The 26,786-nt window shown below is 67.7% G+C and carries 23 protein-coding genes; 11 read left to right on the top strand and 12 right to left on the bottom strand.

Translation table 11 applies throughout. The features are described from left to right. Positions 1–63 precede the first annotated feature (63 nt). From mutS to PVZ72_RS18015, 8 genes are all read right to left on the bottom strand, one after another. Entirely contained in the window at positions 64–2,640 is a 2,577-nt protein-coding gene (gene mutS / locus PVZ72_RS18050; protein ID WP_273862637.1) for a DNA mismatch repair protein MutS, read from the bottom strand. 92 nt (positions 2,641–2,732) lie between these two features. Further along, complete coding sequence (locus PVZ72_RS18045) at positions 2,733–4,682, bottom strand: ATP-binding protein (protein ID WP_273862636.1); 1,950 nt, start codon at positions 4,680–4,682, stop codon at positions 2,733–2,735. Positions 4,683–4,746: 64 nt separating this feature from the next. After that, on the bottom strand, positions 4,747–4,953 hold the full coding sequence (locus tag PVZ72_RS18040) for a hypothetical protein (RefSeq protein ID WP_273862635.1): 207 nt from the start codon (positions 4,951–4,953) through the stop codon (positions 4,747–4,749). Between the two features lie 53 nt (positions 4,954–5,006). Then, positions 5,007–5,990 (bottom strand): 2-hydroxyacid dehydrogenase, encoded by a 984-nt coding sequence (locus PVZ72_RS18035; protein ID WP_187978713.1) that lies wholly within the window; start codon positions 5,988–5,990, stop codon positions 5,007–5,009. Between the two features lie 14 nt (positions 5,991–6,004). Continuing rightward, positions 6,005–7,288 (bottom strand): MFS transporter, encoded by a 1,284-nt coding sequence (locus PVZ72_RS18030; protein WP_208694459.1) that lies wholly within the window; start codon positions 7,286–7,288, stop codon positions 6,005–6,007. Between the two features lie 43 nt (positions 7,289–7,331). Then, positions 7,332–8,261 carry a sugar kinase gene (locus tag PVZ72_RS18025; protein WP_273862634.1) on the bottom strand — a complete coding sequence of 310 codons (930 nt, stop codon included), beginning with the start codon at positions 8,259–8,261 and terminating at the stop codon, positions 7,332–7,334. After that, positions 8,254–9,036 carry a sugar phosphate isomerase/epimerase family protein gene (locus PVZ72_RS18020; protein ID WP_273862633.1) on the bottom strand — a complete coding sequence of 261 codons (783 nt, stop codon included), beginning with the start codon at positions 9,034–9,036 and terminating at the stop codon, positions 8,254–8,256. Before PVZ72_RS18020 ends, PVZ72_RS18025 begins: the two co-directional genes overlap by 8 nt. Positions 9,037–9,093: 57 nt before the next feature. Next, positions 9,094–10,131 carry a substrate-binding domain-containing protein gene (locus tag PVZ72_RS18015; RefSeq protein ID WP_273862632.1) on the bottom strand — a complete coding sequence of 346 codons (1,038 nt, stop codon included), beginning with the start codon at positions 10,129–10,131 and terminating at the stop codon, positions 9,094–9,096. A 165-nt stretch (positions 10,132–10,296) separates the two neighbouring features. Between PVZ72_RS18015 and PVZ72_RS18010 the strand changes: the two genes are divergently transcribed. The 3 genes from PVZ72_RS18010 to recX all read left to right on the top strand — a co-directional run bounded on the left by PVZ72_RS18010 (position 10,297) and on the right by recX (position 12,445). Continuing rightward, positions 10,297–10,797, top strand: a complete 501-nt coding sequence (locus PVZ72_RS18010) for a CinA family protein (protein WP_187978718.1) — start codon at positions 10,297–10,299, stop codon at positions 10,795–10,797. Positions 10,798–10,883: 86 nt separating this feature from the next. Beyond that, positions 10,884–11,927, top strand: coding sequence for a recombinase RecA (recA, locus tag PVZ72_RS18005; protein ID WP_133859788.1), 1,044 nt, complete (start codon positions 10,884–10,886; stop codon positions 11,925–11,927). Positions 11,928–11,992: 65 nt separating this feature from the next. Then, positions 11,993–12,445 (top strand): recombination regulator RecX, encoded by a 453-nt coding sequence (recX, locus tag PVZ72_RS18000; RefSeq protein WP_158895966.1) that lies wholly within the window; start codon positions 11,993–11,995, stop codon positions 12,443–12,445. Positions 12,446–12,943: 498 nt separating this feature from the next. Here recX and PVZ72_RS17995 read toward each other — a convergent pair whose 3' ends face one another. Both PVZ72_RS17995 and PVZ72_RS17990 read right to left on the bottom strand, forming a co-directional pair. Further along, entirely contained in the window at positions 12,944–14,023 is a 1,080-nt protein-coding gene (locus tag PVZ72_RS17995; RefSeq protein ID WP_187978719.1) for a TIGR00730 family Rossman fold protein, read from the bottom strand. A 15-nt stretch (positions 14,024–14,038) separates the two neighbouring features. After that, positions 14,039–14,446 (bottom strand): quorum-sensing-regulated virulence factor family protein, encoded by a 408-nt coding sequence (locus PVZ72_RS17990; RefSeq protein ID WP_027597050.1) that lies wholly within the window; start codon positions 14,444–14,446, stop codon positions 14,039–14,041. A gap of 142 nt (positions 14,447–14,588) precedes the next feature. Between PVZ72_RS17990 and PVZ72_RS17985 the strand changes: the two genes are divergently transcribed. Further along, complete coding sequence (locus PVZ72_RS17985) at positions 14,589–15,323, top strand: tRNA-uridine aminocarboxypropyltransferase (RefSeq protein ID WP_187978720.1); 735 nt, start codon at positions 14,589–14,591, stop codon at positions 15,321–15,323. Here the strand turns inward: PVZ72_RS17985 and PVZ72_RS17980 are convergent. Continuing rightward, positions 15,320–16,216, bottom strand: coding sequence for a DMT family transporter (locus tag PVZ72_RS17980; protein WP_273862631.1), 897 nt, complete (start codon positions 16,214–16,216; stop codon positions 15,320–15,322). The two genes, PVZ72_RS17985 and PVZ72_RS17980, sit on opposite strands and share 4 nt — an antisense overlap. Positions 16,217–16,388: 172 nt before the next feature. Between PVZ72_RS17980 and erdR the strand changes: the two genes are divergently transcribed. After that, on the top strand, positions 16,389–17,039 hold the full coding sequence (erdR, locus tag PVZ72_RS17975) for a response regulator transcription factor ErdR (protein ID WP_133859994.1): 651 nt from the start codon (positions 16,389–16,391) through the stop codon (positions 17,037–17,039). A gap of 94 nt (positions 17,040–17,133) precedes the next feature. Then, complete coding sequence (locus PVZ72_RS17970) at positions 17,134–17,514, top strand: diacylglycerol kinase (RefSeq protein ID WP_178083871.1); 381 nt, start codon at positions 17,134–17,136, stop codon at positions 17,512–17,514. Positions 17,515–17,526: 12 nt separating this feature from the next. Here the strand turns inward: PVZ72_RS17970 and PVZ72_RS17965 are convergent, their stop codons facing one another. Further along, positions 17,527–18,726 carry a zinc-binding metallopeptidase family protein gene (locus PVZ72_RS17965; protein ID WP_187978722.1) on the bottom strand — a complete coding sequence of 400 codons (1,200 nt, stop codon included), beginning with the start codon at positions 18,724–18,726 and terminating at the stop codon, positions 17,527–17,529. Positions 18,727–19,039: 313 nt separating this feature from the next. Between PVZ72_RS17965 and PVZ72_RS17960 the strand changes: the two genes are divergently transcribed. The 5 genes from PVZ72_RS17960 (at position 19,040) to hutU (ending at position 26,720) form a co-directional block, all read left to right on the top strand. Next, on the top strand, positions 19,040–21,520 hold the full coding sequence (locus PVZ72_RS17960; protein WP_273862630.1) for a circularly permuted type 2 ATP-grasp protein: 2,481 nt from the start codon (positions 19,040–19,042) through the stop codon (positions 21,518–21,520). Continuing rightward, positions 21,520–22,401, top strand: a complete 882-nt coding sequence (locus PVZ72_RS17955) for a transglutaminase family protein (RefSeq protein ID WP_273862629.1) — start codon at positions 21,520–21,522, stop codon at positions 22,399–22,401. Before PVZ72_RS17960 ends, PVZ72_RS17955 begins: the two co-directional genes overlap by 1 nt. 472 nt (positions 22,402–22,873) lie before the next feature. After that, complete coding sequence (gene hutI / locus PVZ72_RS17950; protein ID WP_273862628.1) at positions 22,874–24,088, top strand: imidazolonepropionase; 1,215 nt, start codon at positions 22,874–22,876, stop codon at positions 24,086–24,088. Continuing rightward, positions 24,078–25,022, top strand: a complete 945-nt coding sequence (gene hutG, locus PVZ72_RS17945) for a formimidoylglutamase (protein ID WP_187978726.1) — start codon at positions 24,078–24,080, stop codon at positions 25,020–25,022. Before hutI ends, hutG begins: the two co-directional genes overlap by 11 nt. Positions 25,023–25,055: 33 nt before the next feature. After that, a complete protein-coding gene (gene hutU, locus PVZ72_RS17940) occupies positions 25,056–26,720 on the top strand; it encodes a urocanate hydratase (RefSeq protein WP_187978727.1) in 1,665 nt (554 codons plus the stop codon). Positions 26,721–26,786 lie beyond the last annotated feature (66 nt).

Here is a 26,786-nt window from a genome sequence, read left to right as displayed (position 1 = left end):
CGTTCTCCTCAGGCTAAGGCGGCGGATTCTAGCAGCATTGCCGGAACCCTCGTATCCGTTAACTCAGATACGCTTTTTCCATTCGTAGATAAGCTCCATGGCCCGTCTGGGTGTGATGTCGTCCGGCTGCAGGCGTTCCAGTTCCTCGATGAGAGGATGGGTGGCGCTGGCGAACAGATCGGCCTGCAACGGACGACCCTTGGCCGGCGCGCTTACCGGCAGGGGGGCACCCACCTCACCGTTGAAACTGGCCGCTTCCAGGCGGGCGAGATGCTCCCGCGCGCGCAGGATGACGTCCTCCGGCACGCCGGCCAGTTGGGCCACGGCCAGGCCATAGCTCTGGCTGGCCGGACCGGGCAGCACATGGTGCAGGAAGACGATGCGGTCGTTGTGCTCGGTGGCGTTGAGGTGGACGTTGGCCACGCTCGGCTGGCCTTCCGGCAGCACGGTCAGCTCGAAGTAATGGGTGGCGAACAGCGTCCAGGCGCGCAGGCGCGCCAGTTGCTCGGCGGCGGCCCAGGCCAGGGACAGGCCGTCGAAGGTACTGGTGCCGCGGCCGACCTCGTCCATCAGCACCAGGCTGTGTTCGCTGGCGTTGTGCAGGATGTTGGCGGTCTCGCTCATCTCCACCATGAAGGTGGAGCGGCCACCGGCCAGGTCGTCGCTGGAGCCGATGCGGGTGAAGATGCGATCCACCAGGGACAGCTCGCAACTCGCCGCCGGGACGAAGCTGCCGACATGGGCCAGCAGCACGATCAGTGCGGTCTGGCGCATATAGGTGGACTTGCCGCCCATGTTCGGGCCGGTGATCACCAGCATGCGGGTGTCGTTGTCGAGGGTGACGTCGTTGGCGACGAAGGGCGTTTCCAGCACCTGCTCCACCACCGGGTGACGTCCCTGGCCGATTTTCAGGCAGGGCTCCGCGACGAAGCGCGGCTTGTTCAGGTCCAGGTTGAGGGCGCGCTCGGCGAAGTTGGCCAGGACGTCCAGTTCGGCCAGGGCCGCGGCGCTGTCCTGCAAGGGCGCCAGGTGACCGATGAGTTCCTCCAGCAGCGCCTCGTAGAGGGCCTTTTCCCGCGCCAGGGCGCGACTCTGGGCCGACAGCGCCTTGTCTTCGAAGGCCTTGAGCTCCGGGGTGATGAAGCGCTCGGCGCCCTTGAGGGTCTGGCGGCGGATGTAGTCGGCCGGTGCCGACTCGGCCTGGCGGCTGGGGATCTCGATGAAATAGCCGTGGACGCGGTTGTAGCCGACCTTGAGGCCTTGCAGGCCGGTGCGGGCCTTTTCCCGGGCCTCCAGTTCCATGAGGAACTGGCCGGCGTTTTCGCTCAGGGTCTGCAGCTCGTCCAGCTCGCTGTCGTAGCCGCGCTTGATGACGCCGCCGTCGCGGATCACCGCCGGCGGATTGTCGATGATGGCGCGAGCCAGGGTCGCAGCCAGTTCCGGATAGGTCTGGATGCTTTTGGCCAGGTCGAGCAGGTGCGGGGCGATCATCTGCGTCAACCCGTCCTGCAGCGCCGGCAGCGCGGCCAGGGCGTCTCTCAGGCGCGCGAGGTCGCGCGGGCGGGCGTTGCGCAGGCCGATACGGGCGAGGATGCGCTCCAGGTCGCCGATGTCCTTGAGTTGCGGCTGCAGCGTCTCGAAGCGATAGCCTTCCAGCAGGCAGGTGATGGCGTCCTGGCGCGCCTCGATCACCGCGCGATTGCGCAGCGGCCGATTCAGCCAGCGGGTCAGCAGACGACTGCCCATGGCGGTCTGACAGCGGTCCACCACCGACTGCAGGGTGTTGTCGCGGCCACCGGCCAGGTTGACGTCCAGCTCCAGGTTGCGGCGGCTGGCGCCGTCGAGGATGACGGTGTCGTCCAGGCGCTCGTGCCTGAGGCTGCGCAGGTGCGGCAGGGCGGTGCGCTGGGTTTCCTTGGCATAGGCCAGCAGGCAGCCGGCGGCGCCGAGGGCCAGGCCCAGCTTGTCGCAGCCGAAGCCCTTGAGGTCGCCGGTACCGAATTGCTGGCAGAGACTCTTGAGCGCCGAATCGCAGTCGAAGTCCCAGGGCGCCCGGCGGCGCACGCCGCGGCGCTTCTCGGCGGGAAGGCCGGCGGGCCAGTCGTCGGGGATCAGCAGCTCGGCGGGATTGAGACGATCAAGCTCGGCCAGCAGGGTCTCCCAGCCGGCCAGTTCCTGCACGGTGAAGCGGCCGCTGGCGATGTCCAGCACGGCCAGGCCGAACAGGCGCTCGTCGCCCAGCACGGCGGTCAGCAGGTTGTCGCGGCGCTCGTCCAGCAGCGCTTCGTCACTGACGGTGCCAGGGGTGATGATGCGCACCACCTGGCGTTCCACCGGGCCCTTGCTGGTGGCGGGGTCGCCGATCTGCTCGCAGATCACCACGGATTCGCCGAGCTTGACCAGCTTGGCCAGGTAGCCTTCGGCGGAGTGGAAGGGGATGCCGGCCATGGGGATGGACTTGCCGGCCGAGGCGCCGCGGGCGGTCAGGGTGATGTCGAGCAACTTGGCGGCACGCCGGGCGTCGTCATAGAACAGCTCGTAGAAATCGCCCATGCGATAGAACAGCAGCTGTTCGGGGTGCTGATGCTTGATCTTGAGGTACTGCTGCATCATGGGCGTGTGCGCGGAGAGATCGCTCATGCGGGTGTTTCGATCCGGTTGCCTGTGGATAGCCGCGTATTGTCCACCAACTGGCGGCGTTTGTCGGCCCCGCTCGGCTCAGGGCAGCGGTATCAGGCCTGCGGCCCTTGTTCGCGGGCAGCCAGCAGCTGATCGATGCGGGCCATCAGCCGTTCCAGGGTGAAAGGCTTGGCCAGCACCTCGACATCTGGAACAGGCAAGGTCTCGCCAGGCAGGTTTGCCTCGGCATAGCCGGTGATCAGCAGGGTCATCAGACCCGGGCGGCGTTCCCGGGCCAGGGCGGCGAGCTGGCAGCCACTCAGCCCGCCCGGCAGGCCGACATCGGCAATCAGCAAGTCCAGCGGGATATCCGATTCCAGTACCTGCAGCGCCGCGGCGGCATCGGGCGCCTCCAGGGTATGGATGCGATGTTCGCGCAGGGCTTCGTCCACCAGCATGCGCACCAGGGGTTCGTCGTCCACCACCAGGACGGTCATGCCGTCGGGATAGCGCAGCGCTGGAGCCGACGGCGTCTCCACTGACGACGCTGAAGGCTCCACCAGGCGCGGCAGATAGAGGGTCACGGTGGTGCCTTGGCCGGGTGCCGAGGCGATATGGGCGACCCCGCCGGACTGCCTGGCGAAGCCATAGATCATCGACAGGCCAAGTCCGGTGCCCATGCCCACCGGCTTGGTGGTGAAGAAGGGATCGAAGGCCCGCGCCAGCACCGCGGGCGGCATCCCGGAACCGGTGTCGAGCACTGCCAGGGTCACATAGTCGCCAGCCGGCAATTCCAGCGCGGCGGCCTGGGCGTCGTTGAGTCGGCGATTGGCGGTGACGATGCGCAGCATCCCGCCCTCGGGCATGGCATCCCGGGCGTTGATGCACAGGTTGAGCAGGGCGTTCTCCAGCTGATGGGGATCGCACAGGGTGAGATTCAACGCCTCTGCCAGTTCGATATGGATCTCGATCTGGGGGCCGACCGAGCGGCGGATGAGTTCTTCCATGCCCAGCACCAGTGCGTTGGTCTGGGTGGCCGAAGGATCCAGCGCCTGGCGACGGGAAAAGGCGAGCAGGCGGTGGGTCAGGGCCGCGGCGCGCTCGGCGGCACCCTTGGCGCCACTGGCATAGCGCTCGAGATCGGTGAAGCGGCCCTGTTCCAGTCTCAGACTGAGCATGTCCAGACTGCCGATCACACCGGTCAGCAGGTTGTTGAAGTCATGAGCGATGCCTCCGGTCAGTTGGCCCACGGCTTCCATCTTCTGGCTCTGGCGCAGCTGTTCCTCGGTCTGGCGCAGGGCTTCCTGTTGCTCACGGATGGCGGTGACTTCGCGCACCGCAGAATAGATGAGGCCATCCTGCAACACCGAATTCCACGACAACCAGCGATAGCCGCCTTCTCGATGCCGATAGCGATTCTCGAAGCCGAACACCGGTTCGCCGTGCTTCAGGCGTTCCAGGGCCGTCTCGGTGCGGGCGCGATCCTCGACATGCACGAAGGCCATGAAAGGCTCGTGGCGCAACTGCTCTTCGCTCCAGCCCAGGGTGCTGGTCCAGGCTGGATTGAGGTCCAGCAGCTGGCCCTCCAGGGTCGCCGTACAGAGCAGATCGGGGCTGGCCTGCCAGATCAGATCACGCTGGCGGGTGCGCAGGGTGACCTGTTCGCCGAGATTGCCGGCGAAGCGATAGAGGGACTCCAGGCTGCGGCGCTGGGCTGCGCAGACCACCGCCATGATGACGTTCACCAGCACGAACAGCGCATGGGACACCCAGCGTTCCGAGAACAGTGCGAAATAGGCGGGTGCCTTGACGAAGAGGGTCTCGGCCAGCAGCACCGACAACAGGGTGGCGAAGATGCCGGGACCCAGGCCGAACCAGAAGGCCGCGGCCATGATGAAGGGAATGAACAGCAGATAGGGCAGGCTGTCGATGCCCAGGCTCAGGCGGATTCCGGCCGCGATGGCGATCAGGAGGGTAGCGCCCAGAAAGCGCAAGGGCGCTGGCGTCTCCCGCGGGACCAGCTTGAGCAGCCGGCCGAGCAGGGTATGGGTGGCAATGGGCACTGGCGCTAGACCTCGGAGCGCTTATCGCTCACGGTATCGAACGGGTCACGACCGGCAGGCCGGCTCAGGTGCCCTCGTGCCGCTCGAATTCCTCGACCGCGCGTACCACGCCAGCGTTGTCCGCCGCCGTGCTGCGGGCCTGGCGCTCGAAGGCGGTGGCCAGCTCATTGACCAGTTGCAGCAGACGCGGGATGTCGCCGCTGCGTTCGGCATCGGCGGCCTGCTTGCGCACACGGTTGACGAAGGCTTGGGGATCGTCGAAGGCGGTCATGGGGCGTTCTCCGTTGTGATGATACTTGTCTGACCACAAATGACGGCCAAGGCTCACTCGCGCCGCGTCCAGGCCTGCGGATTGACCAGATTTGCCGGTCGCTGACCGCCCAGGGCGGCCAGTAGGTTGTCCACCGCGCAACGGGCCATGGCCTCGCGCGTCTCCCGGGTCGCCGAGCCCAGATGCGGCGTGGGCACCACGTTGGGCAGCTGCAGCAGGGGCGAGTCCGGCGCCACGGGTTCCCGATCGAAGACGTCCAGCCCGGCGCCACGCAGCCGGCCTTCCTGCAAGGCGGCGATCAGGGCGGCTTCATCGATGACCGGGCCGCGCGAGACGTTGATCAGGATGGCGTGGGGCGGCAACCGGGCCAGTTCGGCGGCGCCCAGCAGGTGATGGGTCTCGTCGCTCAGGGGTACGGTGATGCAGAGGAAGTCGCAGCTCGCCAGCAACTCGGGCAGCGGCAGGAAGCGCGCGCCGAAGCGCTCGTCCACCTCGGGCTTGGCGGCGTGGGCGGTGTAGTTGACCTGCATGCCGAAACCCAGGTGGGCGCGGCGGGCGATGGCCTGGCCGATGCGGCCCATGCCCACCAGGCCCAGGGTCTTGCCATGGACGTCGCAACCGAAATGCGCCTCGCCCAGACTGGCCTGCCACTGGCCGGCGCGGACCCAGTCCGCCAGTTCGACGATGCGCCGCGCGGTGGCCAGCAACAGGGCGAAGGCGGCATCGGCGACGCTTTCGGTGAGCACATCCGGGGTGTTGCAGAGCAGGATGCCGCGCCGCTCCAGATAGGGCAGGTCATAGCTGTCGAAGCCGACCGAGACGCTGGCGATGGCTTCCAGCCGGGGAGCCAGGTCCAGCAGTTCGGGCGTCAGCTTGTAGCTGGAGCCGAGCAGCCCCTGGGCCTCGGGCAGGCGTTCGCGCAGGCGGGCCTCCCCGCCCGGCGCCTTGACGTCGACGTATTCCAGATCGAAGGCTTCGTCCAGTCGCGCGGTCAGCGCCGGCGACAGGGCCTTGTAGTGGATCACCTTCTTTTTCATGGACAGCGCTTCCTCTAGTGACTGGTGGCGGGCTTGAGCGCCGCGGCGCGGGTGACCGGTTCCTGGCGCAGCAGCAGGGTCAGGACCACGGCCACCAGCAGGGCGCCGCCCATGAAGCCGAAGGACGCGCCGGGACCACCGGTCACGCCGTTGAGATAGCCCACCAGGTAGGAACCGGCAAAGGAGCCCAGGGCGCCCATGCTGTTGATCAGCGCCATGGCGCCGCCGGCGACGTTGCCAGGCAGGATCTCCGGAACGATGGCGAAGAAGGGGCCGTAGGGGGCGTACATGCAGGCACCGGCGATCACCAGCAGGGCATAGGACCACCAGAAATGCTGGGTGCCGAGGGCGAAGGAGCCGAGGAAGGCCAGGGCGGCGATCAGCAGCGGCGGCCAGACGAACAGCTTGCGATTCTGCATGCGGTCCGAGGCCCAGGACACCCCGAGCATGGCCAGTACCGCGGCCAGATAGGGCAGCGAAGACAGCCAGCCGGCCTGAACGATGTCCAGGTGGGCGCCCTGGCGCAGGATCGACGGCAACCAGATGACGAAGCCATAGACGCCGATGCTCCAGCAGAAATACTGCAGCGACAGCAGGATGACCTTGGGCGAACGGAAGGCTTCGGCGTAGTTCTTGACCGGCTTCATGCCCTGCTGCTCGGCCTTCAGCGCCTCTTCCAGGCGGGCCTTTTCGTCAGCGGCGAGCCACTTGGCATCCTTGGGCCGCTCGGCGGCCAGGCGCCACCAGATGAAGGCCCAGATCACCGCCGGCAGGCCTTCGATGATGAACATCCAGCGCCAGTCCAGGGCATGGATCAGATAACCCGAGACCACCGACATCCAGAGGATGGTCACCGGATTGCCGAGGATCAGAAAGGTGTTGGCCCGGGAACGCTCGCGCTTGGTGAACCAGTGGCAGAGATAGACCAGCATCGCCGGCATCACCGCCGCCTCGACCACCCCGAGCAGGAAGCGGATGGCGATCAGCAGGGTGACGTTGGGTACCAAGCCGGTGAGGGTGGCCAGGCCACCCCAGGCGATCAGGCTCCAGAAGATCAGTCGCTTGACGCTGCGCTTCTCGGCATAGATGGCGCCGGGCACCTGGAAGAAGAAGTAGCCGAGAAAGAACAGCGCACCGAGCAGCGAGGACATCGCCGGGGTGATGCCCAGGTCGTCGGCCATGCCCGAGGCCGCGGCGAAGCCGTAGTTGGCCCGGTCGAGATAGGCCAGGCTGTAGGTGATGAAGACCACCGGCATCAGATACCACCAGCGGCGTGGAGCGAGAGGGGAAGCGTTCATGGGGTCACCTGCTTGATTGTTCTTGTCAGGGGGTTGGCGTCGATCAGGGGAGTTCGTGGCGGTAGGGCAATCCTTCCATGTCACCGACCACCTGCACGGCGCGGGCGCCGATCCAGTTGCCGCGGGCGACGGCGGCGGCGACATCGAGACCGTCGAGCAGAGCGCTGACGAAGCCGGTGGCGAAGCCATCGCCGGCGCCAACGGTGTCGACCACCTCGGCCACCGCTACGCCGGGGACCTCGCCCTCGGCCTCGGGCGTGCGCCAGTAGCCACCCTCGGGGCCGAGCTTGATGGCCACGGCCTTGGCGCCGCGATCCAGGTAGAAGGCGGCGATGTCCGCCGGGGTGTCGTAACCGGTCAGCAGCCGGCCCTCGGCCAGGCCGGGTAGCACCCAGTCGGCCAGGGCGGCGAGGTCATTGAGTTCGCGGCGCATCCGGTCTTCGCTGTCCCACAGCGACGGCCGCAGATTGGGGTCGAAGGAGATGCTGCGGCCGGCGTCGCGCATGGCCTGCAACAGGTGGCGGCTGAAGGCGCGGGCGCTGGGCGAAAGGGCAGGCGGAATACCGGTGGCGTGCAGGTGGCGCGCCTGCAGCAGGCTGGGGTCGAAGTCTTCTTCGATGTTGAGGTGGCTGGCCGCCGAGCCGCGGCGGAAGTACTCCACCACCGGATCGCTGCCATCGGTGGCGCGGGACTTGAGCTGGAAGCCGGTGGGGTGCCGGGGATCGACGGTGAGGCGGCGGCAGTCCAGGCCCTCGGCTTCGAGACTGGCGCGCACGAAGCGGCCAAAGGAGTCATCGCCCACCCGCGACAGCCAGGCGACCTTGAAGCCCAGGCGACTCAGGCCGATGGCCACGTTGTTGTCGGCGCCGGCGATGCGCTTGCCGAACTGGTCGACCGTGGCCAGCTCGCCAGGCGTCTCGGCGACGAACATGGTCATGGTTTCGCCAAAGGCGAGGATGTCGATGTCAGCCATGCCGGCGCTCCTCCCGGGCCTGCCCATCCAGGGTGCGTAGCGCCGCTACCTGGCGGCGGGTCTCGGCCAGCAGATCCGCCCCTATCAGCGGAAATTCGATGGCGCGGCGCAGGCGGCTGGGGAAGTGCGCCATCAGGCCCTGCCAGGCCAGCAGGTCGGCGGCTTCCGGCGGTACGGCGTGCAGGCCACCGGCCCGCCGGCGCACCGCCTTGCAATGCAGGTAACGGACGTCGGGGCCGAGCAGGCGCGCAGCCTGCAAAGGGTCTTCGTCCTGCCAGCGCCAGTTGCCGACGTCGAAGGTCAGCGCCACCGGCAACTGGATTGCCCGGGCCGCCTGGATGAAGGCGCGCAGTGGCTCGACCCGGCCGCCCTGGGCGGTCTGGTCGTTTTCCACCAGCAGCTGTGGGCCGTCGCCTGTCAGCAGGCTGGCGAGCGGCGCCAGATCGGCCGCCGCGCGGTAGTGCCCGAGGGACACCTTGAGTGTATCGGCGCCCAGCAGGCGGGCTTCTGCGAGGGCCGAGGGCAGACGTGGCGAGAGGGCCGCGCCGGCGTCGGGCCAGAGTTCGAGGGGGACCGAATAGACACAGCCCAGACCAGCTGCCTGGATGGCGGCGCCCAGGGCGGCGAAATCGGGCGCATCGGTAAAGAGTTCGGCGCGGATTTCCACATGGGTGGCGCCCGCGGCGGCGATCAGGTCGAGCCAGGCGGCCTGACCCTGGGTACGGACCCCGTCGGCACCAAAGGCCGAGGTGGTGATGGCGATCTCCGGTGGCATTGTTGTTCTCCTGAAACCGGTTTCAACAAAAGACGAGCAAAAGGGCGAAAGGTGCCTCTAGGTTCGGGCGCGAGTCGACTGACGGATGCGCAATTCCGCGCCGAAGGTCTGCTGCACCGGGGCGCTGCGATCCCCGTCGATCCGCCGCTGCAACCGCTCGAAGGCGGCTATGCCCAGGGCATGGGTCGGCTGGGCAAGGGCGCTGATGCCGCCACCCACCAGGGGAAACCAGTCGAGGTCGTCGAGAGCGAGCAGGCCGAGGCGTTCGAACAGGGGTTCGCCCAGGGCCTGCAGCGCCAGGGTCGTCGCCAGGGTCGCCACGCCATTGGCGGTGAGCAGCGCCTTGGGGCCGGGTCCGGGGCTGGCAAGAAAGGCGGCCAGTGCCGTCTGCAAGGCCAGGGCATCGTCGGCCTGGGCGCAATGCCCGCCACGAAAGCCAGGATGGTCGGCCAAGGCTGCGTCGAAGGCCGTCAGCCGCTGGCGGCGGGAGCTGGTGCCGTCCAGAGGTTCGCTGACCAGCAACAGGTCGCGATACCCCTGACACTGCAGGTGGGCCACGCCTTCGGCGATGGCCTGGTGGTTGTCGAGGCCGACCAGATCGGCCTCGACGCCCGGCAGTTCGCGATCCAGCAGCACCAGCGGCAGGCGGCTGCCCAGGTGGCGCAGGTCGGCGGCGTGCTGGCCAAAGGTGTTCACGATCAGGCCTTCGATGCTGTAGGACTGCAGCGCGGCCAGTTGCTGGCGCTCCTGGCGGGCGTCCTGGTCGGTGTTGCAGATCAGCAGCGAATAGCCCTGCTGGCGGCAGGCGGTTTCCACGCCATGCATCACCGCGGTGGAGTAGGGATTGAGCAGATCGGCCACCAGCATCCCGATCAGGCGGCTGCGACCGCGCTTGAGGCCACGGGCCATCTGGTTGGGCTGGAAATCGAGGGCGACCACGGCCTGCTCGATACGCGCGGCGAGGGAATCGGACAGCAGGCGGCGATCGTCGCTGATGTAGCGAGACACGCTGGCCTTGGACACGCCGGCGGCGGCGGCCACTTCGGCGATGGTCGCACGGGTGGCGCGCGGACCGGGGAGAAAGACATCGTTCATGGCGTACCGCTGTTAGGATTTTGTAGGTGCCTGAAACCGGTTTCAGTAAATCTTTTCTCACGCGGACCGGCAAGCCGGTCTAAGGTGCAGGCCGACCAGTGGTCGCCGCAGGCGGTCGCTGGCCGCGGTCACCTTTTATGTTCTCCTTTGCACAGGAAGGTCTCGATGGACTCCCTCGACAGTCTCGCCCAACAACTGGGTGAAGCCCTGCAGGCGGCCGGCGCCCAGGTCACCACTGCCGAATCCTGCACCGGTGGCGGCATCGCCGAGGCGATCACCCGCGTCGCCGGCAGCTCGGCCTGGTTCGAGGCCGGCTTCGTCACCTACTCCAACCGCCAGAAGACCCTGCAACTGGGCGTGCCCGAGGCGCTGTTCGAGCAGGTCGGCGCGGTCAGTGAGGAGGTGGTGGCGGCCATGGCGCTGGGCGCGCAACAGCGTGCCGGTGCCCGCTTCGCGGTCGCGGTGAGCGGTATCGCCGGGCCGGGCGGCGCGGTGCCGGGCAAGCCGGTCGGTACCGTCTGGCTGGCCTGGCGCGACGGCGAAAAATTGCACACCGAACGGCAGGTATTTGCGGGTGATCGCGCCGCCGTTCGCCAGCAGACCCAGGTCCGCGCGCTGGAGGTTTTATTGGCCTTCCTGACCGAGGAAAAAGGCCCTCAGGTGTAGCAACCAGGGGGTGAATATGGTTTAATACTGTTCACTTATACAGGTATCCACGGCCGTCTGGCCCTTCTTTCTCCGAGAGGAATCTAATGGACGACAACAAAAAGCGTGCCCTGGCCGCGGCCTTGGGACAGATCGAAAAGCAATTCGGCAAGGGCACCGTGATGCGCATGGGCGATCACGAGCGCCAGGCCATTCCGGCGATTTCCACCGGCTCCCTGGGCCTGGACATCGCCCTTGGCATCGGTGGTCTGCCCAAGGGCCGGATCGTCGAAATCTACGGTCCCGAGTCTTCGGGCAAGACCACCCTGACCCTGTCGGTCATCGCCCAGGCCCAGAAGCAGGGCGCCACCTGCGCCTTCGTCGACGCCGAACATGCCCTGGATCCGGACTACGCCGGCAAGCTGGGCGTCAATGTCGACGACCTGCTGGTGTCCCAGCCGGATACCGGTGAACAGGCCCTGGAAATCACCGACATGCTGGTGCGCTCCAACGCCGTCGACGTCATCATCGTCGACTCCGTGGCCGCTCTGGTGCCCAAGGCCGAGATCGAAGGCGAGATGGGTGACATGCACGTGGGCCTGCAGGCGCGCCTGATGTCCCAGGCGCTGCGCAAGATCACCGGCAACATCAAGAACGCCAACTGCCTGGTCATCTTCATCAACCAGATCCGGATGAAGATCGGAGTGATGTTCGGCAACCCCGAGACCACCACCGGCGGTAACGCCCTGAAGTTCTATTCGTCGGTCCGCCTGGACATCCGTCGCATCGGCGCGGTGAAGGAAGGCGACGAGGTGATCGGCAGCGAAACCCGCGTCAAGGTGGTCAAGAACAAGGTGGCACCGCCGTTCCGCCAGGCCGAGTTCCAGATCCTCTATGGCAAGGGTATCTACCTGAACGGCGAGATTATCGATCTGGGCGTGCAGCTGGGTCTGATCGAGAAGTCGGGTGCCTGGTACAGCTACCAGGGCAGCAAGATCGGCCAGGGCAAGGGCAACGCTGCCAAGTTCCTGGAAGACAATCCCGAGATCAAGGGCGCCGTGGACAAGGCGATCCGCGAAAAGCTGCTGAGCCAGCCGACCAATCAGAAAGCCGAAGTGGCTGCTGAAGAAGGCGCTGACGTCGATCTCTGATCGCCTGCCAGTGTTCCAGACGACCCCCGCCCCGTGCGGGGGTTTTCGTATGAGGAGGATCACCCTTGGGCAATCCGCTGGATACCACCGCTGCCATCCGTTTCGCTGCCATGGATCTGCTGGCGCGTCGCGAGCATGGCCGTGAAGAGCTGTCGCGCAAGCTGCGTCGGCGCGGGGCCGAGGAGGAACTGCTCGGTCCGGTGCTGGATCGCCTGGCCGAGGATGGCCTGCTCGATGAAAGTCGCTATCTGGAGAGCTATATCGCCAGCCGTGCCCGCTCCGGTTACGGGCCCATGCGCATCCGCGAGGAGCTGGGCCAGCGTGGCCTGAAAAGAGAGCAGGTGGAGATGGCCCTGCGCGAAGCGGACGTGGACTGGCAGGCGCAGCTGGAAGAGGTATGGCGCCGGAAATTCGGTACGCCGCCGGCCGACGCCAAGGAGCGTGCCAAGCAGGGGCGTTTCCTGGCCTACCGAGGCTATGCCATGGACGGGATCAACCGGGTGCTGAGTCGGCGGTAGTGGGGTGTGGCTTGCGGTGTTGGGCTTCGCTGTGATCAGCGCCAGCCTGCAGGTCCATCCCGCCCAAGGTGAGTGATTGATTGCGGAAAGTGAACGCGCGCACGACTAACCCCCTCTCCTTGAGGGAGAGGGGTGGGGTGAGGGCGTGCTTCGCGTTGATGCCGAATGGAAAAGGAGGCGCCATTTTCCGTGCGTTTGCCAGGACACGAATCGAGTTCAGAGCCATCGCGGCCATGGGCCGCTCCTACAGTCAAATCAGTGTCTGTAAGAGCGGCCCATGGCCGCGATGGCAGCGATCACTTCGGTCCCGCACCGCAGGTTCGCGCTGAGCACAGTGGAGCCTAGCATCGGTTCTGGTGTTGGATATCGTTGGGCTTCGCTGCGCTCAACCGAACCTACGGGAGAGTGCTGCAGGTTGGGTTGAGACGGCCCCATCGTCGAAGCCCAACATGGCGGCAGAGTCTGGATAGGTTGGGCTTCGCAGTGCTCAGCGCCAACCTACGTGACTGCCCAATGCTCCGGCCGATTGAGTTCGTCCACCAGTTCGCGCAGACGACCGTAGTGACGGCCATGGAAGTCGAAGGCGAGGCGCGTCAGATGGGCGAATTCCGCTTCGTCGGGCTGGCCTTCCCCGGGCGCCAGCTGGGTGAAGCCCGGGGTCCGGCAGAGGTCGCCGAAATCCGTTGCCAGGCGCTCAAGACAGGCCGGTGTCAGGGCGTGCTTGAGGCGGATATGCAACAGGCCGTCACGTCGGCGGGTGGAGTGGTAGTTGCCATAGAAGTGCTCGATCTCGGCGGCGGCGGCTTCCGGTGAGCGTACCAGCCGGACCAGCTTGAGATCGGCTGGCAGGATGTAGCCTTCCTCCAGCAGATTGCGCTGCAGATAGGCCAGGGTGTCGTCCCAGAAGTGGCCGTCGGGGGTGTCCAGCAGGACCAGCGGCACCAGCGGACTCTTGCCGGTCTGGATCAGGGTGAGCACCTCGAAGGTCTCGTCCAGGGTGCCGAAACCGCCGGGGCAGAGCACCAGGGCATCCGCCTCCTTGAGAAAGAACAGCTTGCGCACATAGAAGAAGTGAAAGGACAGCAGGTGATCCGTGCCCTCGATGGTGGGATTGGCGCGCTGTTCGAAAGGCAGGGTGATGTTGAAGCCGAGACTGGCCTCGGGCCCTGCGCCTTCGTGGGCCGCGCCCATGATGCCGGCGCCGCCGCCGGTGATGACCATCATGTCGCGGCGGGCCAGGGCACTGCCCAGTTCGCGGGCGAGGGCATAGAGGCCATGATCGATGCGGGTCCGCGCCGAGCCGAATACCGTGACCTTGCGTCGCCGGCGGAAACGCTCGAGGGTGCGGAAGGCCTGCTCCAGCTCCTTGAGCGTCTGCAGCATGATCTTGGCGTCCCAGCGTGCCGGATTGGTCTGCGCCATGCGCACCACCGTCACCAGCATCTCGCGGTAGAGGCCCAGGTTGGGACTGCCGCCCGGGAGGGCGTGCTCCAGCAATTCGTCGATGCGCTGACCGAGGTCGGCGGCGCTGGGCTCCACGTGGCGGGCCAGGTAGCTGTCGTCGCTGTCCTCGGTCATGGCCGCGGTCTCCGCTTACTTGCCCAGGCCGCAGTCGGCCGCCTGGAAGCGCTCGACCATGACCGGCTTGTTGGTCTGGTATTCGGTGAAGTCATAGACCAGGGTGGCGCCACGGGCCAGCAGCTGGCGATAACCATTGTTTTGGCAGACGCTTTCGGCGAGCTGTACCCGCACCGTGGCCGGATTCTCGCGCATGCGGGCGGCATGGGCCGGGCGGACGCTGAGGTTGTTGATCAGCTGCTTGCCCTGCACGGTATAGCCGCGGTCGAGGATGTCTTCGTTGATGGCGCGGGGCGTGCCCTGGCTGCTCTCGGTCGCCACCTTGCGCAGCATCTGGTTGAGCTCGTGGTCCTTGAGCGACTCGGCCGCCTGGACGGTGAAGGGCAGGGCGAGGGTCAGGGCGAGCAAAGCAAAACGAGGCATCGTGTTCTCCAGCGTAGAGGAGCCCGTTTCGACCGTGGTCGCGGGCGGGGGTTCGCAGGGCGTCTGCGCAGGGTAACCTGCCTGGCCGCCGCGGGCATCCCGATCGCTCTGGTAAACTGCGCTTTTGCCCCGCGAGCCCGGCATGACCCCGATCAGCGACACCCCTCTGCATGCCGTGGCCCGTCTGCGCCAGGAGCGCCTGGCGCGCAGCATCAAGCCCTTCATCGCCCGTGGCTCGCGCATGGCGCGCTGCCCGAATTGCCGCCTGGCACCCAGCCACTGCCTCTGCGACCTGCGTCCCCTGCGCCAGACCCACGCCGGCATGTGCCTGCTGATGCACGACGTCGAGCCGCTCAAGCCGAGCAACACCGGTTGGCTGATCGCCGACGTGGTGGCCGACACCCATGCCTTCGGCTGGAGTCGCACGGCGGTGGATCCGGGGCTGCCGGCATTGCTCGCGCAGCCGGAATGGCAACCGCTGCTGGTGTTTCCCGGCGAGTACGCCGCGCCCGAGCGGGTGGTCGAGAGCCTGCCGCTGGCGCCCGGTCAGCGCCCGCTGTTCGTGCTGCTGGATGCCACCTGGACCGAGGCGCGCAAGATGTTTCGCAAGAGTCCCTATCTGGACCGCCTGCCGGTGCTGAGCTTCCAGCCCAACGCCCTGTCGCGCTATCGCCTGCGGCGCTCGACCCGGGGCGAGCACCTGTGCACCGCCGAGGTCGCCGCCCTGTGCCTGGAACTGGCCGGCGAGGCACCGGCCGGTCGGTTGCTGGAGGCCTATCTGGATGTCTTCAGCGAGCGCTACCTGGACGCCAAGCATCACCTGCCGCTGGCGGCGGACAGCCCGGCCAGCCGGCAACTGAAGGCCCTGCGAGATTAGTTGACCGGCTTGATCTCCACCGGCGCCTGGCGCGGCCAGAGCTGGGCCGCGAGCATGCCGGCGAACATCAGGCCGCAGCCCAGGTAGCCACGACCGCTGAGGGCCTCGCCCAGCAGCCAGGCACCGAAGAAGGCGGCGAACACCGCCTCCAGGGAAAAGATCACCGCCGCATGGGAGGCGATGGCGCCGCGCTGGGCGAACACCTGCAGGGTGTAGCCGATGCCGGCGGCGATCAAGCCGCCATAGAGCAGCTCGGGCAGGGCGAGGACGATCCCGGTCGACTGGATCGGCTCGAAAGCCAGTGCCAGCGCCAGGCTGAGCACGGCGCAGACGCCGAATTGCAGGATCGACAGCACCGTGGCGTCGTGGCGACTGGAATAGTGCCCCACCAGCAGCACATGGATCCCCCAGGCCAGGGCGCCGGCCAGTTGCAGCAGATCGCCCGAGGCCACATGGAAGTTGTCGCCGATGCTCAGCAGCCCCATGCCGACCACCGCCAGGCTGGCGCCGATCCAGGTGCCCAGGTGGCTGCGCTGGCCGAGCAGCAGCCCCAGTAGCGGCACCACGATGACATAGAGACCGGTGATGAAGCCGGAATTGGTCACGCTGGTGAACAGCAGGCCGACCTGCTGCAGGTTGATGCCCAGGGTCAGTACCAGGCCCATCAGCAGGCCGCCCTTGAAGGTGTCGCGGGTCAGACGCTGCTGGCGGCCGCCGCGGCGCAGGAACAGGAGCAGCGGGACCAGGGTGAGGGCGCCCAGGGCGAATCTCAGGCCGGTATAGAGAAAGGGACCGATGTGCTCCATGCCGCCGGTCTGGGCGATGAAGGCGCTACCCCAGATGAGGGCGGTGAGCAGCATGAGCAGATCGGCACGCAGGGCGGCGCTGGGCATGGGACGTCTCTTGGGCAAAACGGCAACTGTGCCGCAAACCGCAGGGCCTTGCCTACCGTCCGCGGTCCGCCCGGCCTTGCCCCCGTCCGCGCCGTTCGGCATGCTTGCGTGCAGCCCGTGCGCCAGCTACCTGGTCGACGTGGGCGCTCACGACAACAAGGAAAGCTACACCATGGCGGCTGCCTACCAGATACTGATCGCCGACGATCATCCGCTGTTTCGCAGCGCGCTGCAGCAGGCCCTGACCCTGGGCCTGGGCGCCCAGGCACGGCTCACCGAGGTGGCCGACATCGCCGAACTCCAGGCCTGCCTGGCCGAGCGCACCGACTGGGATCTGGTCCTGCTCGATCTCAACATGCCCGGCGCCTATGGCTTTTCCGGACTGGTACTCCTGCGGGGCCAGTATCCCCAGGTGCCGGTGGTGATGATCTCGGCCCAGGAAGAACCGGCGGTGGTGCAGCGCGCCCGGGAATTCGGCGCCAGTGGCTTCATTCCCAAGTCCAGCGATCTGAGCACCCTGCAGCAGGCGGTCAGTCAGGTGCTGGATGGCGATACCTGGTGGCCGCCCCAGGTGGAAGGCGCCCCCGCCCTGAGCGAGGAAGCCAAGGCCGCCAGCGCCGGACTCGCCAGTCTCACCCCCCAGCAATTCCGGGTGCTGACCATGCTCTGCGAAGGCCTGCTCAACAAGCAGATCGCCTTCGAGCTCAATGTCTCCGAGGCCACGGTCAAGGCCCATGCCACGGCCATCTTCCGCAAGCTCGGCGTCCGCACCCGCACCCAGGCGGCGCTGCTGCTGCAGCAACTGGAGAGCACCTCCAGCTGACCCAGGCGCTGTCGGCGCCTGAACCGGGCGCGACCCTCGACTTTCACTTTCTGGCAGCTGCCGTCCATCCGGATCTGCGGTTCGCCCCTGCTGGATGGAGCTTTCGGTGATCTCTCCCTACAAAGGCAAGACCGGCCTGCGCCGGGTCATCAATGCCACCGGCTATTCCCTGGCCGGCCTGCGCACGGCCTTTCGCCAGGAAGCGGCCTTTCGTTCGCTGGTGATGCTCAATGTGGTGCTGGTGCCCCTGGCCTTCTGGCTGGACGTCAGTCGCGGCGAGCGGGCGTTGCTGGTGGCGGTCTGCCTGCTGTCGCTGGTGGTCGAACTGTTCAACGCGGCCATCGAGGCGGTGGTGGACCGCATTTCCCTGGATTGGCACGAACTGTCGAAGAACGCCAAGGATCTGGGCAGCGCTGCGCAGTTCGTGGCCATGATCATCATCGCCGTGGTCTGGGGCATCGTCCTGCTCGGGTGAGCAGGACCCCGGTCAGAGGGTAGCGCCCAGGGTGGCACCCGCCGTGGTGTCATCCGCGGCCAGGCCCTGTTCCAGCACGCTGGGCTGGGCCGAGTGGATGACCTTGTGGATGAAGTGCAGCTTGGCGATCACCGGGGCGGGCAGGGCGAAGGGATAGAAGTCCGGCTGGCCCATGCTGCGCGACAGCTCGTTGAGCATGGCCGCCAATTCGATCCAGGCATTGGCGAAGCCGAGGAATTCGTCGTCGCTGCGATCCTCGGCCTCGTACAGCGCCTCGCGGGTGAACGGCTGGAAGTCCAGCTGCAGGCTGCCGGCGTTCATGCCCAGGCTGGCGGCGGTGGCCAGGGTGTCCATCATGTGCAGGTAGTGCGCCCAGGTTTCCGCCCAGTCCTCCCAGGGGTGCATGGTGGCGTAGGCGCTGACGTACTGGCTCTCCCAGCCTGGCGGTGCGCCCTGCTCGTAGTGGTGCTGGAGCGCCTGGCCATAGTCGGCGCGTTCGTCACCGAACAGGGCGCGGAAGGGTTCTTCCCAGTCGGTGCCGGCGACCAGGCGATCGAAGTAGTAGTGGCCGACCTCGTGGCGGAAGTGCCCGAGCAGGGTGCGATAGGGTTCGTGCATGTCGGCGCGGACCTTTTCCCGGTGGGCATCGTCCGCTTCGAGGATGTTCAGGGTGATGAGGCCATTGGCGTGCCCGGTGGTGGGGGTGCCGGTGGCATCGGGGGCGAGGAAGTCGAAGGCGAGGCCGTGCTCGGCATCCACGGTCTGGGGGATCACCTGCAGCCCCAGGCCCAGCAACTGGGCGACCAGTTGCCGCTTGGCCAGCTCCAGCTTGCGCCAGCGCTCGCCGTTGCCGTCGAAGGACAGGTCCGGGATGGTGTGATTGAGCTGGCAGGCCACGCAGAAGTTTTCTCCCGAGTCGGCCGGTACCAGCCAGTTGCAGGCGGCGGGCATGTCCAGGTTGGCGCAGCGGCGATAGAGCGCGCTGGTCGCCTCGGGCAGTTGCCAGAGGCCGCCTTCGCCCGGCAGCAGCGCCGTCGGCGTGCCCTGGTCCGGGGCGTAACCCAGGGCGTTGCCGCAGGCCAGGCACTCGCTGTTGGGAAAGAAGATGGCCTGGCCGCAGGTGCAGTTGGCGACCTTGCGCTGGACGGGCAGGGCGCGCAGGGCGTTGCGTTGCTGACGATTCGAGCTGTAGCTTCCGAGAAAATTGCGCATGGGGCTGATACCTGGCGAGAGCGGCCGCGTCGGACGTCGGCGGAGCGCCGGCGTCTTGCTAGCGGATTAGTAGAGCGGCTCGACCCGGGAGTTCCGGGTTGTTCGTCGCCTGGGACGGCCGGCGAGGGCTCTGGGATCGGCTCCCGCACCGGGCGACGCGCCACAGGCAGCGGCGGCCAGCGTTAGCGGTGGCGCATCCCGACGCACATCACTACCCTAGGTTACCGGTCGCGACCGGCGCGTGCGGTCCGGCGTGCCCGTCGAGGCGACCTCTCCGAACCTGCTCGCGCACCCTGTCAGCCGTCCTCCGACCATGCCCCCGAACGCTTCCCGCAATGCCAGTGACATGACCGGCAGCTACCACGAACTCTGGAGTCCGCGGGGTGGCGTGCGGCCGCCCTGGCGCCGCTTCTACGGCCATCTGGCCGGACTGCGACCCGCGCAGCTCGATCAGCGCCAGGCGTTGATCGCCCGGCAGATCCAGGAAAACGGCGTGACCTACAATGTCTATGCCGATCCCAAGGGCAGCGACCGGCCCTGGGCACTGGACCTGCTGCCGCAACTGATCTCGGCGGAGGAGTGGGCGCCCCTGGCGGCGGGCGTGGCGCAGCGGGCGCGTCTGCTGAACCGGGTACTGGGCGATCTCTATGGCGAACAGCGGCTGCTGCACGAGCGGCTGCTGCCGCCGGAGCTGGTGTTCGGCCACAACAACTTCCTCTGGGCCTGCCAGGGAATGCGCCCGCCGGGCGATACCTGGCTGCACGTCTATGCGGTGGATCTGGCGCGCGCGCCCGATGGCCGCTGGTGGGTGCTGGCCGATCGCACCCAGGCGCCCTCCGGCGCCGGCTATGCCCTGGAAAACCGCCACATCGTGGCGCGGGCCTTTCCCGAGTTGCACCGCGATCTGCAGGTCCAGCCACTCAATGGCTACTTCCAGGCCCTGCAGCGCACCCTGAGCACCGGCCTGGACACCGGCGAGGAGGCACCGCTGGCGGTGCTGCTGACGCCGGGACGCTACAACGAGACCTACTTCGAGCACCTCTACCAGGCCCGGCAACTGGGCTTTCCGCTGGTGGAAGGCCAGGACCTCACGGTGCGCGACGCCTGCCTCTATCTCAAGACCCTGAGCGGGCTGAGGCGCGTCCACGCGGTGTTCCGCCGGCTGGACGACGACTTCTGCGATCCGCTGGAATTGCGTACCGATTCGGCGCTGGGCGTACCCGGCCTGCTGGAGGCAGTGCGCCAGGGCAACGTCATCATGGCCAATGCCCTGGGCAGCGGCCTGCTGGAGTCGCCCGGCCTGCTGGGCTTTCTGCCCGGCGTCTGCCAGGCGCTGCTCGGCGAGACCCTGGCGCTGCCCTCCGTCGCCACCTGGTGGTGCGGCGAGACGCCGGTGCGGGAAGCGGCCCTGGCGCGGCTGGCGGAGCTGGTGATCAAGCCGGCCTATCCGGCCCAGGGCTTCGAGCCGGTGTTCGGCAAGGCGCTGGATGCCGCGGGATTGGCCGATCTGCGCGCGCGCATCCTGGCCACGCCCCATGCCTATGTGGCCCAGGAGCGCATCCAGCTGTCCCAGGCGCCGGTCTGGCAGGGCGGCAGTCTGCAATCGCGCGCCATCGGCATGCGCGTCTATGCGGTGGCCAGCGAGGACGGCTACTGGGTGATGCCCGGCGGTCTGACCCGGGTCGCCCACGAGGGCGCCGCGGTGGTGTCCATGCAGCGCGGCGGGTCGAGCAAGGACACCTGGGTGCTGGGTGGCAGTCGCGGCGCCGCCGAGGTGCCCGGAGCGCGGGTGCTGGGGGTGCGCGACCTGGTGCGCAAGGACCCCTTCCTGCCCTCGCGTACCGCCGAGAATCTGTTCTGGTACGGTCGCTACAGCGAGCGCTGCGAGGACGCCGCGCGCCTGCTGCGGATCGTCCTGAGTCGCCACCTCGATGCCGACGACGGCGGGCCGGCGGTGCAGTCGGCCATCGATCTGGCCACGGCCCTGGAATTGCTGCCGGCGGGTGGCCGGCTGGCGGAGCAACTGCGCGCGGCCCTGGGGCCGGGTGACTTTCCCAGCGGCCTGGGCGCCAATCTGCAGCGCCTGCATTGGGCCGCGGCCCAGGTGCGTGGCCGGCTGTCGCCGGAGAACTGGCGCGCCATCCGCGAGGTGGAGCGTGAGGCCCATGGCCTGGGTCAGGTCGGCAGCGAGCCGGGCGAGGCGCTGCAGAGTCTCAACCGCCTGGTGATGGCGCTGGCGGCGGTGGCCGGCTTTACCTTCGACGACATGACCCATGACGAGAGCTGGCGCTTCCTGATGATCGGCCGGCGCATCGAGCGGGTGCAATTCCTCGCCGGCAGCCTGGCGCACTTTCTCGAAGGCGGCGCCACCTGGGACGCGGCCGGCCTGGAATGGCTGCTGGAACTGGGCAACAGCATCATCACCTATCGGTCGCGCTACCAGGCGGCGCCCCAGCTGATCCCGGTGCTGGACCTGCTGATGCTGCACGAGCACAACCCCTATTCGATCCGCTTCCAGCTGCATGCGCTGATCAACGCCGTGGAGCACCTGGAACGCTACTACGGCCTGCCCCGCGATCCGGCGCTGCACGATACCTACGATCGCCTGCGCCGCTTCGACCTCGCGACCCTGGAGAACACCCTGTTCGGCGACGCCGGTCGGGTCGAGGTGCAGCAGGGGCTGGCGCGCCTGCTGCGGCAGGTCGCCGAGGCCAGCAGCCAGCTGTCCGAGCGGGTCATCTATCGCTGCTTCGCCCATGTCGACGCCGTCAGCCAGCGCACGGTGTCCATGTGATGAACCAGGTCCGCTATCGCATCCAGCACGACACCCACTATCGCTACGCGACGCCGGTGTCGCTGTCGCAGCAGCTGCTGCACCTGTTGCCGCGCGACTGCGCCTGGCAACGCTGCCTGTCCCGGCAACTGGTGATCCTGCCGCAGCCGACCCAGCGCCAGGACGCCTGGGACGCCTTCGGCAATCCGCTGACGCGATTGTCCATCGAGCGACCCCACGACGAACTCTATGTCGGCACCGAGCTGGAAGTGGAGGTGGATTCCCGTGCCGGTCTAAGGCTGGCGGATTCGCCCGCCTGGGAGGAGGTCCGTGACGGCCTGCGCTATCCCGCCGCCCAGGTGTCGCTGGACGTCCATCACTTCCGCTTCGAATCCCCAGCGGTGCCGCTGGACGGCATCTTCGCCCGCTTCGCCGAGGAGTGTTTCCCACCGGGCCGTCCCCTGTTGCTGGGCTGCCGGGCGCTGATGGAAAAGATCCACCGCGAATTCCGCTTCGACGCCACCGCCACCCAGGTGGCGACGCCCCTGCGCGAGGTGCTGGAGCACCGCCATGGCGTCTGCCAGGACTTCGCCCACCTGATGCTGGCCTGCCTGCGTGGCCTGGGGCTGGTGGCGCGCTACGTCAGCGGCTATCTGCTGACCCGGCCGCCACCCGGCAAGCCGCGGCTGATCGGTGCCGATGCCTCCCACGCCTGGGTCAGCGTGCATTGCCCGCGGCTGGGCTGGGTCGATTTCGATCCCACCAACGACGTCCTGCCGGACCTGGAACACATCACTCTGGCCTGGGGCCGCGACTTCACCGATGTCTCGCCGCTGCGCGGGGTAATCCTCGGCGGCGGCGATCACGATCCGGTGGTCGAGGTGACGGTAACGCCGCTGTAGCGTGTTTGGCTTGGCAGGAACTCCAGCTAAGGAACACCTACCTACAGCACCGTAGCGTGGAAAACGGCGCAGCCTTTTCATCTGGGACTGCGTGGCGAGGGGCGCCCTCACCCCCAACCCTCTCCCGCGGGGAGAGGGGGGTGTCGGAGCAGGCGTTCAGCTCTGTCACTCCTGGCGAGACCGCGATCGACTGTCGCACGCGCTTGTAGAGGCGGCTCTGGCTGTGGCGCTTTTCCAGATAGCGCCCCAGGTGCGGCCGGCCTGCGCTGAGTCATGGCAACAGGCGAATCGCCCCTGTGTCTCCGCATATGTCTTATTGTCTATACAAAATGACTGTCGTCTTTCCCCGGAACCGAGCTCCGTTGCCTTGTCATTAGCATTCCGCTGGCTTCGTAAATAGGGAGCAGCTCTGCCTGCTTGACGATCGATCGACTCTGGATTAAATGTATATACATTAACCGGAGAGGTCACCATGTCCGTCGCTACCCAACCGCTGCTCTGGCGCCACGTCACCCTGTTCGATGGTCTCCAGACCTGGCCCGCGCCCATGGCCGTGCGGGTGGACGCTGGCCGCATCACGGGTCTTTGGCCGGAAGCCGACTTCCAGCCCGCGCTGGGCGAGGGGGCCGAGCTGGCCGGGGAGGGCGGGGTCATGACGCCCGGGCTGGTGGATTGCCACACCCACCTGGTCCATGCCGGCCAGCGCGCCGGGGAATTCGAGCAGCGGCTGGAGGGGACGAGCTACGCCGAGATCGCCCGTGCCGGTGGTGGCATCCTCGGCACGGTGCGCGCGACGCGGGCGGCCAGCGAGGCCGAATTATTCGCCGTCGCCCGACCGCGCTTGCAGGCGCTGATCGATGAGGGCGTCACCACCGTCGAGATCAAGTCCGGCTACGGCCTGACGGTGGCCGACGAACTCAAGCTGCTGCGGGTCGCCCGCCAATTGGGCGAGGCGCTGCCGGTCCGGGTGATCACCACGCTGCTGGGCGCCCATGCCGTGCCGCCGGAATTTCAGGGCGATGCCGACGGCTATGTCGAGCTGGTCTGCCAGGAGATGATCCCGGCCGCGGTGGCCGAAGGGCTGGCCGATGCGGTGGACGTCTTCTGCGAGGGGATCGCCTTTTCGCCGGCCCAGTGCGAAAGAGTCTTCCAGGCGGCGCACGCGCACGGTCTGCCGATCAAGGCCCATGCCGAACAGCTGTCCAACCTGGGCGGCAGCGCCCTGGCCGCGCGCCTGGGCGCCTTGTCGGCGGACCATGTTGAGTATCTCGACGAAGCCGGGGTGCGCGCCCTGGCGGCCGCCGGCACCGTCGCCGTGCTGCTGCCCGGCGCCTTCCTGATGCTGGGCGAGACTCAACATCCACCGGTCGAACTGCTGCGTCGCCACGGGGTGCCCATGGCGCTGGCCAGTGACGCCAATCCCGGCACCTCGCCGCTCTATCTGCCTACCCTGATCGCGCACCTGGGCTGCACCCTGTTTCGCCTCACGCCCCGCGAGGCCCTGGCCGGCATGACCGTCCACGCCGCCCAGGCCCTGGGGCGCCCGGAGCTGGGCCGCATCCAGGCGGGCGCCCCGGCGGAGCTCTGCTTGTGGGACGTCGGTCAGCCGGCGGAGCTGGCCTATGAGGTACGTCCGGGCCGCCTGCGTCAGCGCGTCTTCGGCGGCGAGGTGCAGCATGTTCGCTGATCGCCAGACCCTGGAGCTCTGGACTGGCCGTACCGATCCGGAAGCCGATGCCTTGCGCTGGCACCAGCGCATCGAGCCGCTGGCTGCGGACAGCGCGCCCGGCGTGGCCCTGCTGGGCTTCGCCTGTGACGAGGGCGTGCGGCGCAACCAGGGTCGCCCCGGCGCTGCCGAGGGTCCTGGCGCCCTGCGGCGTGCCCTGGCCAATGTCGCCTGGCAACGCCAGGGCCCGGCCTATGACGCCGGTGATATCCGCTGCGCCGACGGTGATCTGGACGGCGCCCAGCAGCGCCTGGCCGAGGGTGTGTGCCTCTTGCTGGAGGCCGGTCACCTGCCGCTGGTACTGGGCGGCGGTCATGAGGTGGCCTGGGCCAGTTGGTCGGGCCTGGCGCTGCACCTGGCCAGGACCCTGCCCAAGCCGCGCATCGGCATCGTCAATTTCGACGCCCACCTGGACCTGCGCGATCCGACTCGGGGCCCCACCTCCGGCACGCCCTTCGCCCAGATCGCCGCGCACTGCGCCACCCATGGCTGGCCTTTCCGCTATGCCTGCCTGGGCCTGAGCCTGGCGGCCAATACCCGCACGCTGCTCAGGCGTGCCGCCGAGCTGGACGTGCTGATCCGCGAAGACCACGAGATCCGCGAAGGCAGCCTGGAGCGCATTGGCGCCGAACTGGACGCCTTCGCGGCTCGCTGCGATGCCCTCTATCTGACCTTCGACCTGGATGTGCTGCCCGCGGGCGAGGCGCCGGGGGTCAGCGCCCCCGCCGCCCATGGCGTGAGCCTTGCGCTGCTGGAACCCCTGATCCGCCGGCTCAAGGCCAGCGGCAAGTTGCGCCTGGCCGATGTGGCCGAACTCAATCCCGCGCTCGACCAGGACGGCCGCACGGCCCGGGTCGCGGCGCGGCTGATCCATACCCTGGCACTGGACCTCTAGGGCCTGCCGCGAACAACAAGAGAGGAAGATTCCATGACCCGCTTTCGTAGAGGTGAGATCCGCGCCCCCCGCGGCACCCAGCTCAATGCCAGGAGCTGGCTGACCGAGGCGCCGCTGCGCATGCTGATGAACAATCTCGATCCCGCGGTCGCGGAAAATCCCGAGGAGCTGGTGGTCTACGGTGGCATCGGCCGGGCGGCGCGCGATTGGGAAAGCTACGACCGCATCGTCGCCACCCTCAAGGAACTGGGCGACGACGAGACCCTGCTGGTGCAATCGGGCAAGCCGGTGGGGGTATTCAGGACCCACGCCGACGCGCCGCGGGTGCTGATCGCCAACTCCAACCTGGTACCGCACTGGGCCAGCTGGGAGCACTTCAACGAACTGGATGCCAAGGGCCTGGCCATGTACGGCCAGATGACCGCCGGCAGCTGGATCTACATCGGCAGCCAGGGCATCGTCCAGGGTACCTACGAGACCTTTGTCGAGGCCGGGCGTCAGCATTACCAGGGTGACCTGCGTGGCCGCTGGGTGCTCACCGCCGGTCTCGGCGGCATGGGCGGTGCCCAGCCGCTGGCCGCGACCCTGGCCGGCGCCTGTTCGCTGAACATCGAATGCCAGCAGAGCCGTATCGACTTCCGCCTCAAGACCCGCTATGTGGACGAACAGGCCAGCGACCTGGACGACGCCCTGGCGCGCATCGCCCGGCACACCGCCGCCGGTGCCGCGGTCTCCGTCGCCCTGCTGGGCAACGCCGCCGAGATCCTGCCCGAACTGGTCCGCCGCGGCGTGCGCCCGGATATGGTCACCGACCAGACCAGCGCCCACGACCCCCTCAACGGCTATCTGCCGATCGGCTGGACCTGGGCCGAGTACCGGGATCGTGCAGTCACCGATCCGGCGGGGGTGGTCACGGCCGCCAAGCAGTCCATGGCCGTGCACGTCCAGGCCATGCTCGACTTCCAGAAGCGCGGCGTCCCGACCTTCGACTACGGCAACAACATCCGTCAGATGGCTCAGGAAGCCGGCGTCGCCGATGCCTTCGCCTTCCCGGGCTTTGTCCCGGCCTATATCCGCCCGCTGTTCTGCCGCGGCATCGGCCCCTTCCGCTGGGCCGCGCTGTCGGGCGATCCCGAGGACATCCAGCGCACCGACGCCAAGGTCAAGGAGCTGATCCCCGACGATGCCCACCTGCACCGCTGGCTGGACATGGCCCGCGAGCGCATCGCCTTCCAGGGCTTGCCGGCACGCATCTGCTGGGTCGGCCTGGGCCAGCGGGCCAGGCTGGGCCTGGCCTTCAACGAGATGGTGCGCAGCGGCGAACTCAAGGCGCCCATCGTCATCGGTCGCGACCACCTGGACTCCGGCTCGGTGGCCAGCCCCAACCGCGAGACCGAGGCCATGCAGGACGGCTCCGATGCCGTCTCCGACTGGCCGCTGCTCAATGCCCTGCTCAATACCGCCAGCGGTGCCACCTGGGTCTCACTGCACCACGGTGGCGGGGTGGGGATGGGCTTCTCCCAGCACTCCGGCATGGTCATCGTCTGCGACGGCAGCGACGCCGCCGCGGCCCGTATCGCCCGGGTCCTGCACAACGACCCGGCCACCGGGGTGATGCGTCACGCCGACGCCGGCTACGACATTGCCATCGACTGTGCCCGCGAGCAGGGCCTGAATCTGCCCATGATCAAGAGTTGAGCGTCCTGACGCCGGTGGTAGCACCGGCGTCCCGTTCCCGACAACAACAAGAGCGCCGACCTTCGG

Origin of the sequence: Pseudomonas sp. LA5 (assembly GCF_028640825.1) — a bacterium.
GTDB lineage: Bacteria > Pseudomonadota > Gammaproteobacteria > Pseudomonadales > Pseudomonadaceae > Chryseomonas > Chryseomonas aestiva.
This window is presented reverse-complemented; position numbering and strand designations above follow the sequence as displayed.

What these genes read in the sequence shown, in the direction of transcription:
- mutS (WP_273862637.1), bottom strand. Translation starts at nt 2,640, where the DNA reads ATGAGCGATCTCTCCGCGCACACGCCCATGATGCAGCAGTACCTCAAG.
- PVZ72_RS18040 (WP_273862635.1), bottom strand. Translation starts at nt 4,953, where the DNA reads ATGACCGCCTTCGACGATCCCCAAGCCTTCGTCAACCGTGTGCGCAAG.
- PVZ72_RS18035 (WP_187978713.1), bottom strand. Translation starts at nt 5,990, where the DNA reads ATGAAAAAGAAGGTGATCCACTACAAGGCCCTGTCGCCGGCGCTGACC.
- PVZ72_RS18030 (WP_208694459.1), bottom strand. Translation starts at nt 7,288, where the DNA reads ATGAACGCTTCCCCTCTCGCTCCACGCCGCTGGTGGTATCTGATGCCG.
- PVZ72_RS18025 (WP_273862634.1), bottom strand. Translation starts at nt 8,261, where the DNA reads ATGGCTGACATCGACATCCTCGCCTTTGGCGAAACCATGACCATGTTC.
- PVZ72_RS18020 (WP_273862633.1), bottom strand. Translation starts at nt 9,036, where the DNA reads ATGCCACCGGAGATCGCCATCACCACCTCGGCCTTTGGTGCCGACGGG.
- PVZ72_RS18015 (WP_273862632.1), bottom strand. Translation starts at nt 10,131, where the DNA reads ATGAACGATGTCTTTCTCCCCGGTCCGCGCGCCACCCGTGCGACCATC.
- PVZ72_RS18010 (WP_187978718.1), top strand. Translation starts at nt 10,297, where the DNA reads ATGGACTCCCTCGACAGTCTCGCCCAACAACTGGGTGAAGCCCTGCAG.
- recA (WP_133859788.1), top strand. Translation starts at nt 10,884, where the DNA reads ATGGACGACAACAAAAAGCGTGCCCTGGCCGCGGCCTTGGGACAGATC.
- PVZ72_RS17995 (WP_187978719.1), bottom strand. Translation starts at nt 14,023, where the DNA reads ATGACCGAGGACAGCGACGACAGCTACCTGGCCCGCCACGTGGAGCCC.
- PVZ72_RS17990 (WP_027597050.1), bottom strand. Translation starts at nt 14,446, where the DNA reads ATGCCTCGTTTTGCTTTGCTCGCCCTGACCCTCGCCCTGCCCTTCACC.
- PVZ72_RS17985 (WP_187978720.1), top strand. Translation starts at nt 14,589, where the DNA reads ATGACCCCGATCAGCGACACCCCTCTGCATGCCGTGGCCCGTCTGCGC.
- PVZ72_RS17980 (WP_273862631.1), bottom strand. Translation starts at nt 16,216, where the DNA reads ATGCCCAGCGCCGCCCTGCGTGCCGATCTGCTCATGCTGCTCACCGCC.
- erdR (WP_133859994.1), top strand. Translation starts at nt 16,389, where the DNA reads ATGGCGGCTGCCTACCAGATACTGATCGCCGACGATCATCCGCTGTTT.
- PVZ72_RS17970 (WP_178083871.1), top strand. Translation starts at nt 17,134, where the DNA reads ATGGAGCTTTCGGTGATCTCTCCCTACAAAGGCAAGACCGGCCTGCGC.
- PVZ72_RS17965 (WP_187978722.1), bottom strand. Translation starts at nt 18,726, where the DNA reads ATGCGCAATTTTCTCGGAAGCTACAGCTCGAATCGTCAGCAACGCAAC.
- PVZ72_RS17960 (WP_273862630.1), top strand. Translation starts at nt 19,040, where the DNA reads ATGCCCCCGAACGCTTCCCGCAATGCCAGTGACATGACCGGCAGCTAC.
- PVZ72_RS17955 (WP_273862629.1), top strand. Translation starts at nt 21,520, where the DNA reads ATGAACCAGGTCCGCTATCGCATCCAGCACGACACCCACTATCGCTAC.
- hutI (WP_273862628.1), top strand. Translation starts at nt 22,874, where the DNA reads ATGTCCGTCGCTACCCAACCGCTGCTCTGGCGCCACGTCACCCTGTTC.
- hutG (WP_187978726.1), top strand. Translation starts at nt 24,078, where the DNA reads ATGTTCGCTGATCGCCAGACCCTGGAGCTCTGGACTGGCCGTACCGAT.
- hutU (WP_187978727.1), top strand. Translation starts at nt 25,056, where the DNA reads ATGACCCGCTTTCGTAGAGGTGAGATCCGCGCCCCCCGCGGCACCCAG.